General features: G+C 70.5%; 12 protein-coding genes. 10 read left to right on the top strand and 2 right to left on the bottom strand.

The window, feature by feature from the left end:
• Nucleotides 1-57: 57 nt before the first annotated feature.
• Both KV106_RS34515 and KV106_RS34510 read right to left on the bottom strand, forming a co-directional pair.
• Nucleotides 58-1,257: a PQQ-dependent sugar dehydrogenase gene (locus KV106_RS34515; protein WP_261216230.1), complete on the bottom strand. Its 1,200-nt coding sequence runs from the start codon at nt 1,255-1,257 to the stop codon at nt 58-60.
• Between the two features lie 112 nt (nt 1,258-1,369).
• Nucleotides 1,370-2,257, bottom strand: a complete 888-nt coding sequence (locus KV106_RS34510; protein ID WP_261216221.1) for a LysR family transcriptional regulator — start codon at nt 2,255-2,257, stop codon at nt 1,370-1,372.
• A 130-nt stretch (nt 2,258-2,387) separates the two neighbouring features.
• Here KV106_RS34510 and KV106_RS34505 point away from each other — a divergent pair, with 130 nt between their 5' ends.
• From KV106_RS34505 to KV106_RS34460, 10 genes are all read left to right on the top strand, one after another.
• Entirely contained in the window at nt 2,388-3,752 is a 1,365-nt protein-coding gene (locus KV106_RS34505; protein ID WP_261216219.1) for an LLM class flavin-dependent oxidoreductase, read from the top strand.
• Between the two features lie 15 nt (nt 3,753-3,767).
• Nucleotides 3,768-4,274 carry a flavin reductase family protein gene (locus KV106_RS34500; RefSeq protein ID WP_261216217.1) on the top strand — a complete coding sequence of 169 codons (507 nt, stop codon included), beginning with the start codon at nt 3,768-3,770 and terminating at the stop codon, nt 4,272-4,274.
• A 62-nt stretch (nt 4,275-4,336) separates the two neighbouring features.
• Nucleotides 4,337-5,323, top strand: coding sequence for a Bug family tripartite tricarboxylate transporter substrate binding protein (locus KV106_RS34495; RefSeq protein WP_261216215.1), 987 nt, complete (start codon nt 4,337-4,339; stop codon nt 5,321-5,323).
• Between the two features lie 44 nt (nt 5,324-5,367).
• Complete coding sequence (locus tag KV106_RS34490) at nt 5,368-6,366, top strand: HpcH/HpaI aldolase/citrate lyase family protein (RefSeq protein WP_261216213.1); 999 nt, start codon at nt 5,368-5,370, stop codon at nt 6,364-6,366.
• A gap of 1 nt (nt 6,367) precedes the next feature.
• A complete protein-coding gene (locus KV106_RS34485; RefSeq protein ID WP_261216211.1) occupies nt 6,368-7,576 on the top strand; it encodes a CaiB/BaiF CoA transferase family protein in 1,209 nt (402 codons plus the stop codon).
• A gap of 31 nt (nt 7,577-7,607) precedes the next feature.
• Nucleotides 7,608-8,606 (top strand): HpcH/HpaI aldolase/citrate lyase family protein, encoded by a 999-nt coding sequence (locus tag KV106_RS34480; RefSeq protein WP_261216210.1) that lies wholly within the window; start codon nt 7,608-7,610, stop codon nt 8,604-8,606.
• Between the two features lie 87 nt (nt 8,607-8,693).
• A complete protein-coding gene (locus KV106_RS34475) occupies nt 8,694-9,542 on the top strand; it encodes an IclR family transcriptional regulator (protein ID WP_261216208.1) in 849 nt (282 codons plus the stop codon).
• Nucleotides 9,543-9,657: 115 nt separating this feature from the next.
• Nucleotides 9,658-10,908, top strand: coding sequence for an alpha-hydroxy acid oxidase (locus KV106_RS34470; protein ID WP_261216206.1), 1,251 nt, complete (start codon nt 9,658-9,660; stop codon nt 10,906-10,908).
• Nucleotides 10,909-10,919: 11 nt separating this feature from the next.
• On the top strand, nt 10,920-11,888 hold the full coding sequence (locus KV106_RS34465) for a Bug family tripartite tricarboxylate transporter substrate binding protein (RefSeq protein WP_261216196.1): 969 nt from the start codon (nt 10,920-10,922) through the stop codon (nt 11,886-11,888).
• Nucleotides 11,889-11,944: 56 nt separating this feature from the next.
• Entirely contained in the window at nt 11,945-12,838 is an 894-nt protein-coding gene (locus KV106_RS34460; RefSeq protein WP_261216194.1) for a TauD/TfdA dioxygenase family protein, read from the top strand.
• Nucleotides 12,839-12,847: the final 9 nt, after the last annotated feature.

Raw genomic sequence — 12,847 nt, 5'->3', positions numbered from 1 at the left:
GGAGTGGGATGGATCACGCCTGCGATTGTGCCGCTCGCCGCCGCCCGCCGCCCGCCGCTACAGGCCCGCGTCGGCGCGCGCGACGCGCACCACGCGGCCCTGCACCCCATCCACCAGCAGGTACAGCCCGCCATCGGGCCCCTGGCGGATGTCGCGGATGCGCTCGCCGAGTTCGGCGAACAGCGGCTCGCGCCGCACCACGCGCGGCGCGGCGTCCTCGCCGGCGAGCTCGATGCGCCACACGGCCTTGCCGGCCAGCGCGCCCACGAGCACGCTGCCCTTCCACTCGGGAAACTGGTCGCCGGTGTAGAGGATCAGGTTGCTCGGCGCGATCGCCGGCAGGCCCCAGTGCACGAGCGGCGGCGCGAGGCCGGCCTTGGCGGTGCCCTCGCCGATCGGCGCGCAGGTGTTGTATTCGCAGCCGAAGGTGACGAGGGGCCAGCCGTAGTTGCGGCCCTTGCGCACCACGTTGATCTCGTCGCCGCCCTGCGGTCCGTGCTCCGCCACCCAGAGCTGGCCGGTGCGCGGATGCACGAAGGCGCCCTGCGGGTTGCGATGGCCGAGGCTCCAGATCTCGGGCCGCGCGCCCGCGCGCTGCGCGAAGGGGTTGTCGGCCGGAATGCCGCCATCGGTGCGGATGCGCACCGTCTTGCCCTGGTAGTAGCCCAGCGACTGCGCGCGCATGCGGTCTTCGGGCGCATAGCGGTCGCCGAGCGTGAGGAACAGATGGCCGTCGCCCGCGACCGCGAGCCGCCCGCCGAGGTTCTCGCCGACCGCGATCTTCGGCGTCTGGCGGAACAGCACCTTGAGCTGCTCCACGCGCGCGCCGTCGTCGCTGAGCCGTGCCCGCGCGACCGCGATGCCGTTGCGCCCGGCACGGCTGCGGCGGCGATCGACCTCGGTGTAGCTCAGGTAGATGAGGCGGTTGGTCTCGAAGGCCGGATCGATGGTGACGTCGAGCAGCCCGCCATGGCTGCGCCGGTCGACGGCAGGCAGGCCACGCACCGGCGTCGAGACCTTGTCGCCCTGCGCATCCACGATGCGCAGGCGTCCCGCGCGCTCGGTCACCAGCAGGCGCCCATCGGGCATGAACTCCATGCCCCAGGGCAACTCGAGCCCGGCCGCATAGGTGCTGGTCTGGAAGGCGGTGGGCGCGGGCCCGCGCGCCGCGTCGGCGGCATGCCCGAGCAGGAGGCCCGCGCACAGCAGCCCGGCCCGCAAGCAGGTCGACAGGGAGGGACGGGGTGCGGTGTTCATGTCGAGCGGAACGGCGACCCCGTGACAGGGCAGCCATCGCTTCGGATCATAGGAACGATCGGGCGCGCACGACCGCCGCGAACATTACCGTTTGTCCATGTTCGGCCGCTCGCTACTCGGGGGCGATCAATTTGTTGCACATCTCCACCAGCCGTGCGGCCGCGGGCGAAAGCGAATGGCCACGGATCGTCACGATGGCGATGGTGCGGCTGAGCGCCGGGCCGATGATGCGCACCACCTTGAGCGGCGTGCGCCGCGGCAGCGCCACGCGCGGCAGCAGCGCGATGCCCAGGCCCGCCTCGGCCATCGCGATCAGCGTCGTGACCTGCATGAACTCGTAGTTGCTCTCGTGCGAAAGGCCGTTGGCCTTGAGGGCGTTGTCGACATGGTCGCGAAAGGCGGTCGAGCTCGACAGCTTGAGCAGCGGCAGCTTCGACAGCTCGCGCAGCGAGATGCTCGCGCGACCGTTGTCCTGGTAGCCGCGCGGCAGCATCGCGCAATAGTCGTCGACGAAGATCGGCGCGAACTCGAGCTCGCCCTTCTTGTCTGGCACCGGCCCGATCGCGAAGTCGACCTCGCGCCGGCGCACCGCCTCCAGCAGGTCCTGGTTGGCGAGCTCGCGCACGTGCACGCTGATGCCCGGGTACTTCTTCGCGAAGGCCGTGAGGATCGCCGGCAGCCGCGTGCTCGCGATGGTCGGCACGCAGGCGAAGGACAGGTGGCCCTGCTGCACGTCGGCCGCATGCTGGATGTGCGAGAGCCCGACCTCGAGCTCGGCCAGCGCCTTGCGCGCGCTGATCAGCAACTGCTCGCCCTCCTGCGTCAACGTCACCTTGCGCGTGGTGCGCTGGAACAGCGCCACGCCGAGCTGCTCCTCGAGCTGCTTGACCTGCATGCTGACCGCGGGCAGCGAGCGGTTGGTCTCCTCGGCCGCCTTGCGGAAGCTCTCGTTCTGCGCCACCGAGAGGAAGGTGCCGATCAGCTTGAAGTTGATGTTCATGGGGCGATCCTGCGTCATTCCAAAAGTCTGAACAATGCCTAAGATTATTTGAGTTGTTGCCATGCGAGGTCAAACCTAGCATTCGAGCCATCCCAATGACTCCGACGAGTCGCGAGAGAGGCAAGATCCGATGACCGCACCCCAGATGACGCTCGTGGCCTTCCTGCAGGCGCAGAACTGCTCGAACCTGGTCGCCTCGTGGCGCCACCCCGACACCGAACTCGGCTATGGCACGCCGGCCTACTACCAGAACATCGCCCGCACGCTGGAGCGCGGCAAGTTCCAGATGGCCTTCTTCGACGACCGGCTCGCGATGCCCGACCGCTATGGCGACGACCACCGCGACACGGTCGAGCACGGCGTGCGCGCGGTCAAGCTCGACCCGATCTCGGTGGTCACGGCCATGGGCCTGGCCACCGAGCGCCTGGGCCTGGGCGCCACCTACTCCACCACCTACTACGAGCCCTTCCACGTGGCGCGCGTGTTCGCCACGCTCGACCTGCTGACGCAGGGCCGCGTGGCCTGGAACGTGGTGACCTCGCTCAACAACTCGGAGGCCGCGAACTTCGGCGCGCAGGAGCACCTCGCGCACGACCTGCGCTACGAACGCGCCGACGAGTTCCTGGAAGTGGTGCTCGGTCACTGGGACACCTGGCAGGAAGGCGCCGTGCTGCACGACAAGGCGAACGGCCGCTTCGCCGACGCTTCCAGGGTGCGCCGCCTCGACCACAGCGGCAAGTGGTTCAAGTCGCGCGGACCCTTCACCGTGCCGCGCTCGGCGCAGGGCCATCCGGTGCTGATCCAGGCCGGCCAGAGCGGGCGCGGCAGCGAGTTCGCGGCGCGCTGGGGCGAGCTGGTGTTCGTGATCTATCCGAACATCGACGTGGCGCGCAGGTCGTACGCCGACTTCAAGCGCAAGGTCGCGGCGCACGGCCGCGATCCGGCGCAGGTCAAGGTGGCGCCCGCGGTCTACGTGATCGCGGCCGAGAGCCGCGCCGAGGCCGAGGACAAGAAGGCCGCGATCGATGCGCTCGTGAAACCGGTCGACGGCCTCGCGCTGCTGTCGGAGGTGCTGAACTTCGACTTCGCGACCAAGCGGCCCGACGAGCCCTTCACCGACGAGGAGCTGGGCTCGATCACCGGGCTGCGTGCGATCCTCGACCGCGTGATCGCGCAGAGCGGCCTGGCACGGCCGACGCTCGCCGACTTCCTGCGCTTCAGCGGCCGCGGCACCACCGACGAGCTCGCCACCTTCGTCGGCAGCAAGACCGACGTCGCCGACCAGATGGAGCAGTGGTTCCGCACCGGCGCCTGCGACGGCTTCGTGCTCGCGGCCACCAGCATGCCCGGCAGCTACGAGGACTTCGTGCGGCTGGTGGTGCCCGAGCTGCAGCGCCGCGGCGTCTTCCACCATGACTACGAGGGCTCGACCCTGCGCGACAACCTCGGCCTGGCGCGTCCGGCGGCGGGCGACTGGAAACATCTCTACCGCTGACACGAGGAGCACCCCATGGAAGCCAGCGCCTACAAGCAACTCATGAAGCATCACGCGGGTGCGCCGGTGGTCATCGCCACCGGCCGGCCCGGCGAGCGCACCGGGCTCACCGCCACGGCCTTCTGCTCGCTGTCGGATTCGCCGCCCACCGTGCTGATCTGCGTCAACCGCGGCGCGAGCGCGCACCCGGTGATCGAGCGCACGCGCGCCTTCTCGGTGAACCTGCTGCGCGACGGCCAGGCCGACATCGCCGCGCGCTTCGCGGGCATGACCGGCCTGAAGGGCGAGCAGCGCTTCGAGGGCGGCGACTGGACCGTGCAGCAGACCGGCGCGCCGGTGATGGCCGATGCGCTCGCCAGCCTCGACTGCGAGCTGCTGCAGGCGCACGACCACGGCACGCACTCGGTCTTCATCGGCCTGGTGCGCGAAGTGCACAGCGATGGCGGCGCCGATCCGCTGATCTATTTCCGCGGCAGCTTCAGCGCGCTGCGCGAGCGCCCTACAGCGGCCTGCGCGGCCTGACCGCGCCCGGAAACCCGCCCGGCGCCGCACCGGGATTCCAACGACAAGAACTGGAGACAGCCATGAAGAGAAGAACCCTGCTGCAGGCAGGCGTCGCGGCCGCCTGGCCGCTGCTGCACGCGAGCGCCGCGCGCGCCGAGGCCGGCTACCCTAGCAAGCCGGTGCGCATCCTCGTGCCCTACACCACGGGCCAGTCGGCCGACCTGTTCGGCCGCATGGTCGCGATCGAGCTCGGCAAGCTGTGGCCGCAGCAGGTGTTCATCGACAACAAGGGCGGCGGCGCCAGCATCCCCGGCATGCTCGCGGGTCGCAATGCCGCGCCCGACGGCTACACGCTGACGGTCGGCGGCAGCGGGCCGATGGCGATCAACCCCGGGCTCTACGGCAAGAAGCTGCCCTACGACCCGCTGGCCGATTTCATCCCGGTGCACGGCCTGTTCCTCTCGCCGCTGGTGGTGCTCGCCAATCCCGCCGCCGGCATCGATTCGTTCAGGCAGCTGGTCGAGTCCGCGAAGCGCAAGCCCGGCGCCGAGAAATGGGGCGTGGCCGGCCTGGGCACCTCGCCGCACCTCGCGGGCGAACTGATCAAGGCTAAGGCCCGGATCGACGTGGTGGCCGTGCCCTACCGCGGCAGCGGCGTGATGCTCAGCGACCTGCTGGGCGGACAGGTCACGCTGGGCGTGGACACGGTCTCGGCCGCCATCTCCTACGTGCGCAGCGGGCAGCTCAAGGCGCTCGCCGTCACCTCGGCCCAACGCGTGCCGCAGCTGCCCGACGTGCCGACCGTCGCCGAGAGCGGCTTCCCCGGTGTCGAGGCCGTGGGCTGGGCCGGCTTCCTGTTGCCGCTGCACACGCCGCCGGCCGTGGTCGCGGCCGCCGAGCAGGGCATCCATCGCGTGATGTCCGACCCCGCGATCCAGGAGGCCATGACCCAGCGCGGCGCGCTGCCCGACCTGCGCGGCGGCGGTGCCTTCGGCGCCTTCGTCAAGGCCGAGGTCCCGAAGTGGACCGAGCTGATCGTCGCCAACGGCATCAGGGTCGACCAGTAGGCCGGCCGCATTCCCACACCCCTTCATCCGCCACAGGAGCCTTCGTGTCCGCCACCCTCACCCCGCCGCGCCGCCAGCGCCTCCAACGTTCCGAACTCGCGGTGCCCGCCACCTCGGAACGCTTCTTCGCCAAGGCCTGCGCGAGCGATGCCGACGTCGTCTTCCTCGATCTTGAGGACGCGGTGGCCGACGCCTTCAAGGACCAGGCCCGGCGCCAGGCCGTCGAGGCCCTCAATGCGCTCGACTGGGGCCGCAAGAGCATGGCCGTGCGCATCAACGGCCTCGACACGCCCTGGGCGCTGCGCGACGTGGTCGAGATCGTGAGCGAGTGCCCGCGACTGGACATGGTGCTGCTGCCCAAGGCCGGCACCGCCTTCGACGTGCAGTTCGTGGCGCAGGTGCTGACGGCCATCGAGCGCGAGAAGGGGCGCGACAAGCGCGTGGGCATCGAGGTGCTGATCGAGACCTCGCAGGGCGTCGCGCATGCCGAGGAGATCGCCGCTTCGTCCGACCGGCTGGAGGCGATGATCTTCGGCGTCGGCGACTACACGGTCGACATGCGCACCAACGACTTCGTGTTCGGCACTCCGAGCGAGCGCTATGCGGTGCTCACCGCCCCCGATGCGCAGGGCGTGCGCCACCGACACTGGAACGACCAGTGGCACTTCGCGCTCGCGCGCATCGCCAATGCCTGTCGCGCCTACGGCGTGCGCGCCATCGACGGGCCCTTCACCGACTTCGGCGATGCCGAGGGCTACCGCGCCTCGGCCACGCGCTCGGCGGCACTGGGCTTCGAGGGCAAGTGGGCCATCCATCCCTCGCAGGTGGCGATCGCCAACGAGGTCTATTCACCCTCGGCCGAACAACTGGCCTGGGCCGACAAGGTGCTCGGCACGCTCGAGGCGGCGGCGGCCCAAGGCAACGGGGCCATCGGCGAGAAGGGCGTGCTGATCGACCTGGCCCATGCCAAGCTCGCACGCTCGCTGCAGCAGCGCCAGGCCACGATCGACCGGCACACGGGCGGCAACGCCGATCGGCGCTGAGATGGCAGAGGCTCCATCCGCCCCGCTGGCCGGCGTGCGCGTGCTCGACATCGCGACCTTCGTGGCCGCGCCCTTCAGCGGCACCATCCTCGCGGACTTCGGCGCCGACGTGATCAAGATCGAGCAGCCCGAGGGCGGCGATCCGCTGCGCAAGTTCGGCACGCCCACCGACTGCGGCGACACGCTGGTGTGGCTCAGCGAGGCGCGCAACAAGCGCTTCGTGACGCTGGACCTGCGCGTGCCCGAGGGCCGCGAACTGTTCCTCCGGCTGGTGGCGCAGTCCGACGCGGTGCTCGAGAACTTCCGTCCCGGCACCCTGGAGCGCTGGGGCCTGGCCTTCGAGACCTTGCGCCAAGCCAATCCGCGCATCGTGCTGCTGCGCGTGAGCGCCTACGGACAGACCGGCCCCTACCGCGAGAAGCCCGGCTTCGCGCGCGTGGCGCACGGCTTCGGCGGGCTCTCGCACCTCGCGGGCATGAGCGACGGACCGCCCGTGGTGCCGGGCTCGACCTCGCTGGCCGACTACATCTCGGGCCTGTGGGGCGCGCTCGGCGTGCTGCTAGCGCTGCGCGTTGCCGACCAGACCGGCGAGGGCCAGGTCATCGACGTCTCGCTCTACGAATCGATCTTCCGGCTGCTCGACGAACTGGTGCCGGCCTACGGCAAGTTCGGCGAGGTGCGGCAGCGGCTCGGCGCCGACGTGCCGCACGTGGTGCCGCATGGCCACTGGCAGACGGCCGAGGGCAAATGGGTGGCGCTGGCCTGCTCGAGCGACAAGATCTTCGAGCGCCTGGCCCACCTGATGGAGCGGCCCGAGCTCGTGGCGCCCGACCGCTTCGCGACCAATGCGCAGCGGCTCGCGGGCCGCGCCGAGATCAATGCCGCCATCGCCGGCTGGATCGGCCGTCTCGAACTCGACGAAGCGGTTTCGCGCTGCGACGCGGCCGGCGTGCCCTGCGGGCCGATCATGGCGATCGACGACATCTTCGCCGATCCGCAGTACGCGGCGCGCGGCAATCTGCAGCGGGTGCAGGACCCGCGCGTGGGCGAGCTCGTGGTGCCGGCCGCCGTGCCGCGGATGTCGAAGACGCCGCCGCTGCTGCGCCACCTGGGCGGCGCGCTCGGCGCCCATACGCAGGAAGTGCTCGGCGAACTGCTGGGCCTCGATGCCGAGGCGCTGGCGCGGCTGCGTGCCGCCCATGCGCTGTGACCCGATCCCCTTTCATCCACGACAAGCGCTCATGCATCCCACGCCCGTTCATCCCTCGGCCGCGCTGTTCTCCGGCGAGAAGCTCGTTCCCGCGCTCGCGCCCTGCGAGCACTACGCGGGCAGCGAGAAGCTGATCCACAAGGCGCTGCAGCTGCAGGCCGAGCTCGGCCCGGTCTTCGACCTGACCTGCGACTGCGAGGACGGCGCCGCGGCGGGCGAGGAGAAGGCGCACGCCGAGATGGCCGCGCGCGCCATCGCCTCGGAGGCCAACCGCCACGGCCGGGTCGGCGCGCGCGTGCACGATGCCTCATCGGCCTTCTGGCGCGCCGACGTCGACACGCTGGTCGGCGAGGCCGGCGACCGCCTGGCCTACCTCACGCTGCCCAAGGCACAGCGCACCGGCGATGTCATCGCCATGCTCGAACACATCGAGCGGCGCCGCGCGGCTGCGGGCCTCGCGCGCGCCATCCCGGTCCATGTGCTGGTCGAGACCCATGGCGCGCTGCGCGACGTGTTCGAGATCGCGGCACTGCCGGGCCTGGAGGTGCTCGACTTCGGGCTGATGGATTTCGTCAGCGACCACCAGGGCGCGATCGGCTTCGAGGCCATGCGCAGCCCGGGCCAGTTCGAGCATCCGCTGCTGGTGCGCGCCAAGACGCGCATCGTGGCCGCGGCGCTCGCCAACGGCCTCGTTCCCGCGCACAACGTTTCGCTGACGCTGCGCGATCCGCTGGCCACGCGCAACGACGCCTACCGCGCGCGGCACGGGTTCGGCTTCCTGCGCATGTGGAGCGTGCATCCCGATCAGATCCGGCCGATCGTCGAGGCCATGGCGCCCGATGCGAGCCAGGCCGAGCGCGCGGGCGCGATCCTGCTGGCGGCGAGCGAAGCGCAGTGGGGGCCAATACGCCACGAGGGCGAGCTGCACGACCGCGCGAGCTATCGCTACTTCTGGAGCGTGCTGCGCGCGGCCGAGGCCGCGGGTATCGCGTTGCCGCCCCAGGTGCGCGAACGTTTCTTCGCGGGCTGAGGCGGCACGCGGAGAATCATCCGCGTCTTCGCCGCGATCGATGTTCAGCCCGGAACGCCGCGCAGGCGCATCGAAGGAACACGAGCGGTGAGAAGTTCGCGCAGCCCCCAGCCCTCCCTCTCCCACGGCACGCAGAGCATCGAGCGCGCCCTGCGCATCCTGCGCGAGCTGGCCGCGCGCGGCGAGTTCGGCTGGCGGCTGTCGGACCTCGCGGCGCGCTGCGAGGTCGACAAGGGCACCGTGCACCGCGTGCTCTCGTGCCTGGTGCGCGAACGCTTCGTGCAACAGCGCAGCACCGACAAGCACTACTTCCCCGGCCCGATGCTCTACGAGCTCGGCCTCTCGCTGCCCGGCTACGCGGCCTTCCAGCAGGCCTGCGAGCGCCGCATGGCGAAGCTGGCGGCGCAGACCGAGGCCATCGCCTGGCTGATCCTGCGCAGCGGCAACGAGTACGTCTGCGCGGTGCGCCAGGGCTCGCTCGAATTGCGCGGCCTGATGGTGCACGCGGGCACGCGGCGGCCGCTGTTCACCTCGGTCGGCGGCGTCGCGATCCTGCAGACCCTGCCCTCGCTCGAGACCGAGAACATCCTCGCCGACAACATGCAGCAGGAGATCGCGCAGCGCGGCAGCGGCCGCCTCGACGCGCTCGAGAAGATGCGCGAGCGCTCGCGCCGCCATGGCTTCGGCGTCAACCTCGGCGACGTGGTGACCGGCGTGCATGCCTTCGCGGTGCCGGTGTGCGCCGACAACGGGCGCGCGATGGCCGCGGTGTGCCTCACCGGGCTGGCCGAGCAGTTCGGCGAGCCGAAGCTGGCCGAAGTCCGCGCGGCACTCGGCGAAGTGGCCGCGGCGGTGGAACAGGATGCGCGCGAATGCCTCGGCGGCGTCATGCACATGGGGCACACGGGGCACACAGGCGCGAGCGCCGAGCCTTGAACACCGGCGCGCGACGCTACAAGTTCAAACTGTGAAACTCCGCTGCCCGGCCCTATGGGCAGCGAAAAGACCGCTCGATATTCTCGATCGCAGAGACAACTCACGACGAGAAACGATGAACGTGGACACTGCGGTCAACCTCGAGGACCTGCGCGCGATGGCACGACGCAAGCTGCCGCGGATCGCCTTCGATTTCATCGATGGCGGCGTGGACGACGAGGACTGCATGCGGCGCAACCGCGAGGCCTTCCGCCGCTTCCAGCTGGTGCCGCGCTACCTCGTCGATGTGTCGCGGCGCGACCAGTCGACCGAACTGCTGGGCCGGCGCCATGCGAGCCCCTTCGGCATCTCGCCCACGGGCCTGGCCGGGCTGTTCCATCCGGGTGCCGACGAACTGCTCGCGCAGGCCGCGCGCGCGGCCGACGTGCCCTTCCTGCTGTCGAGCGCGAGCAATGCCTCGGTCGAGGCGGTCGCGAAGCTCGCGCCCGAGCATGTCTGGTTCCAGATCTACGGCACGCGCGAGGAGCGCATCAACGCCGATCTCGTCAGGCGTGCGCGCGACGCCGGCGTGCGCACGCTGGTGGTGTCGGTCGACGTACCGGTGAATTCCAACCGCGAGCGCAACCGGCGCAACGGCTTCTCGCGGCCCTTCCGGATGACGCCCGGCGTGGTGCTCGAAGCGCTCGGCCATCCGGCCTGGGTGTTGCGCTACCTGCGCAGCGGCGGCATTCCGATGATGAGCAACTGGGCGCCCTATGGCCGCGCGGGTGCCTCGGCGTCCGAGGTCGCCGACCTCTACGGCACGCTGACACCGGCGCCGATGATCACGTGGCGCACGCTCGAGCGCATCCGCGCGGACTGGCGCGGCCCGCTCGCCGTGAAGGGCCTGCTGCATCCCGACGACGCGCGCCAGGCCGCGGCGCTCGGCGTCGATGCGATCGTGGTCTCGAACCATGGCGGGCGCCAGCTCGACGTGGCGCCCACGCCGCTCGAGATGCTGCCCGCGATCCGCGCGGCGGTCGGCGAGCGCGTGGAGCTGCTGCTCGACAGCGGCGTGCGCCGCGGCTCCGACATCGTGATCGCACGCTGCCTCGGCGCGCGCTTCGCGCTGTTCGGCCGGCCCACGCTGTTCGGCGCGGCCGCGGGCGGCGCGCGCGGCATCGCGCGTGCGCTGCAGATCGTGCGCAACGAGATCGACATGGTGCTCGCGCAGATCGGCTGCGCCTCGTTCGACGCGCTCGACGCGCGCCATCTGCGCAGTGCGGACGCCGAGGCCTTCGCGACCCAATCCCCTCCCCTGCCCGCCATGCCGGCGGCCAACGGCACCGCCTTCGGTCCACCGCGGGCGGCGACCTCACAACCATGAAGGAGACAGCGATGACCTCACTTTTTCGCCTCGCGCGGCGGCTCGCCGCGCTGCCGCTGGCCTTCGCGCTGACCGCCGGCGCGCTGGCCCAGGGCTACCCGAACCGGCCGATCAAGATCGTGGTGGCCTACCCGCCCGGGCAGAGCACCGACATCGCCACCCGCTACTTCGCGGCCAAGCTCTCGGCCGCGCTGCACGAGGGCGTGGTGGTGGAGAACCGTCCCGGCGCCTTCGGCAACATCGGCACCGCCTATGCGGCGCGCGCCACGCCCGACGGCTACACGCTGATCATGGGCGCCTCGGGCACGCATGCGATGAACCCGGCGCTCTACGACAACATCGGCTTCGACGCCGAGAAGGACTTCGACCCGATCGTCGCGACCGCCTTCATCCCGATGGTGATCTCGGTGCATCCCTCGCTCGGCGTGCAGACGCTGCCCGAGCTCATCAAGCTCGCGCGCAGCCGGCCCGACAAGGTCGACGTGGCGCTGCCCAGCGTCACGGCGCAGCTGGTGCTCGAGATGATCCGGCGCCAGAACGTGCCGCTGTTCTCGATCAAGTACAAGGGTTCGGGCGAGGCGATGACCGCGCTGCTGGGCAACCAGGTGCCGGTGCTGATCGACACGGTGGCGGCCTCGCGCGCGCAGTTCGGCCGGATCAAGCCGCTGGCCGTGACCTCGGCCAAGGCCATGACCGCGCTGCCCGAGATCCGCCCGGTGGCCGAGCAGGGCCTCGAGGGCTTCAGCGTGGTGGCCTGGAACGCGCTGATGGCGCCGCGCGGCACGCCGGTGGAGGTGCGCGAGCGGCTGGCCGCCGAGATGCGCAAGATCCTCGCGCTGCCCGAGACCGCCAAGGCCCTGCACGAACTCGGCTTCGAGCCCGCGCCGCCGATGGACTACGCCCAGCTCGTCGCCTGGCTGCGCTCGGAGCGGCTGACCGACGCCGAGATCATCCGCAGCGCCGGCATGAAGGCCGACTGACGCGCCGCCCCTCTTTCCCCTTTTTTCTTCTTTCATACACACCCAGGAGACATCCCATGACCGTGCTCGCGCAAGAACTCAAGGTCCGCCCGCTGCATTCCGATTTCGTGATCGAGATCGATGAACGCATCGAGGACATCCTCGCCAACCCCGATGCCATCGAGCAGGTGCGCCGCCTGTGGCAGGACGCGCCGGTGATCGTGTTCCCGCGCCAGTCGCTCGAGGAGGCCGACCAGGTGCGCTTCACCGAGCAGTTCGGCCGCTGCGAGAGCGCCAACCGCAAGGACATCCAGTCGCCCTATCACGACGAGATCATCTACTTCAGCACCCTGCGCTATGCCGACGGCCGCTTCGTCGGCGGCTTCGCGGGCGGCGACGACGTCGACTGGCATTCGGACCAGACCTTCCGCGTCAAGCCCGCCACCGGCGCGATGCTCTACGGCCTCGAAGTGCCCAAGGGCGGCGGCGACATCTACTGGGCCGACCAATACGGCGCCTGGGAGCGGCTGCCGGCCGACGTGCGCGCGCTGATCGACGGCCGCACCGGCACCTACCGCTATGCCAAGCGCATGGCGATCATGAACACGCTCGAGCTCAAGGACAAGGAGAGCGCGCAGGCCAAGGAGATGGCGAAGCTGCCAGATGCCTTCCACCCCGTGGTGCTCACGCATCCGCTGACCGGCCGCAAGGCGCTCTATGCCGACCCGACCACGCTGGTGGCCATCGAGGGCCTGAGCGAGGCCGAGAACGCGCGCGTGCTGCCGCTGCTGTTCGAGGCCGGCGGCAGCGCCGAGCTCGTGTACCGCCACAAGGTGCGCAACGGCGACCTGATGATGTGGGACAACGGCTGCACCATGCACCGCCGCGACGAGATGCAGCTCAACCAGCCGCGGCTGATGAAGCGCACCACCTTCCGTCTCGCGGCCGACGCCTACTGCGTGCCACACTGAACGGAGAGC

The sequence above is a fragment of the Variovorax endophyticus genome (assembly GCF_025376855.1).
In the GTDB taxonomy this organism is placed as follows: Bacteria; Pseudomonadota; Gammaproteobacteria; order Burkholderiales; family Burkholderiaceae_C; genus Variovorax.
Note: the sequence above shows the minus strand (reverse complement) of the source record. Positions and strands in the feature narration are given on the sequence as shown.

Excerpts from the sequence above, each read along its gene's own strand:
- KV106_RS34515 (WP_261216230.1), bottom strand. The coding sequence starts at position 1,257 with ATGAACACCGCACCCCGTCCCTCCCTGTCGACCTGCTTGCGGGCCGGG.
- KV106_RS34510 (WP_261216221.1), bottom strand. The coding sequence starts at position 2,257 with ATGAACATCAACTTCAAGCTGATCGGCACCTTCCTCTCGGTGGCGCAG.
- KV106_RS34505 (WP_261216219.1), top strand. The coding sequence starts at position 2,388 with ATGACCGCACCCCAGATGACGCTCGTGGCCTTCCTGCAGGCGCAGAAC.
- KV106_RS34500 (WP_261216217.1), top strand. The coding sequence starts at position 3,768 with ATGGAAGCCAGCGCCTACAAGCAACTCATGAAGCATCACGCGGGTGCG.
- KV106_RS34495 (WP_261216215.1), top strand. The coding sequence starts at position 4,337 with ATGAAGAGAAGAACCCTGCTGCAGGCAGGCGTCGCGGCCGCCTGGCCG.
- KV106_RS34485 (WP_261216211.1), top strand. The coding sequence starts at position 6,368 with ATGGCAGAGGCTCCATCCGCCCCGCTGGCCGGCGTGCGCGTGCTCGAC.
- KV106_RS34480 (WP_261216210.1), top strand. The coding sequence starts at position 7,608 with ATGCATCCCACGCCCGTTCATCCCTCGGCCGCGCTGTTCTCCGGCGAG.
- KV106_RS34470 (WP_261216206.1), top strand. The coding sequence starts at position 9,658 with ATGAACGTGGACACTGCGGTCAACCTCGAGGACCTGCGCGCGATGGCA.
- KV106_RS34465 (WP_261216196.1), top strand. The coding sequence starts at position 10,920 with ATGACCTCACTTTTTCGCCTCGCGCGGCGGCTCGCCGCGCTGCCGCTG.
- KV106_RS34460 (WP_261216194.1), top strand. The coding sequence starts at position 11,945 with ATGACCGTGCTCGCGCAAGAACTCAAGGTCCGCCCGCTGCATTCCGAT.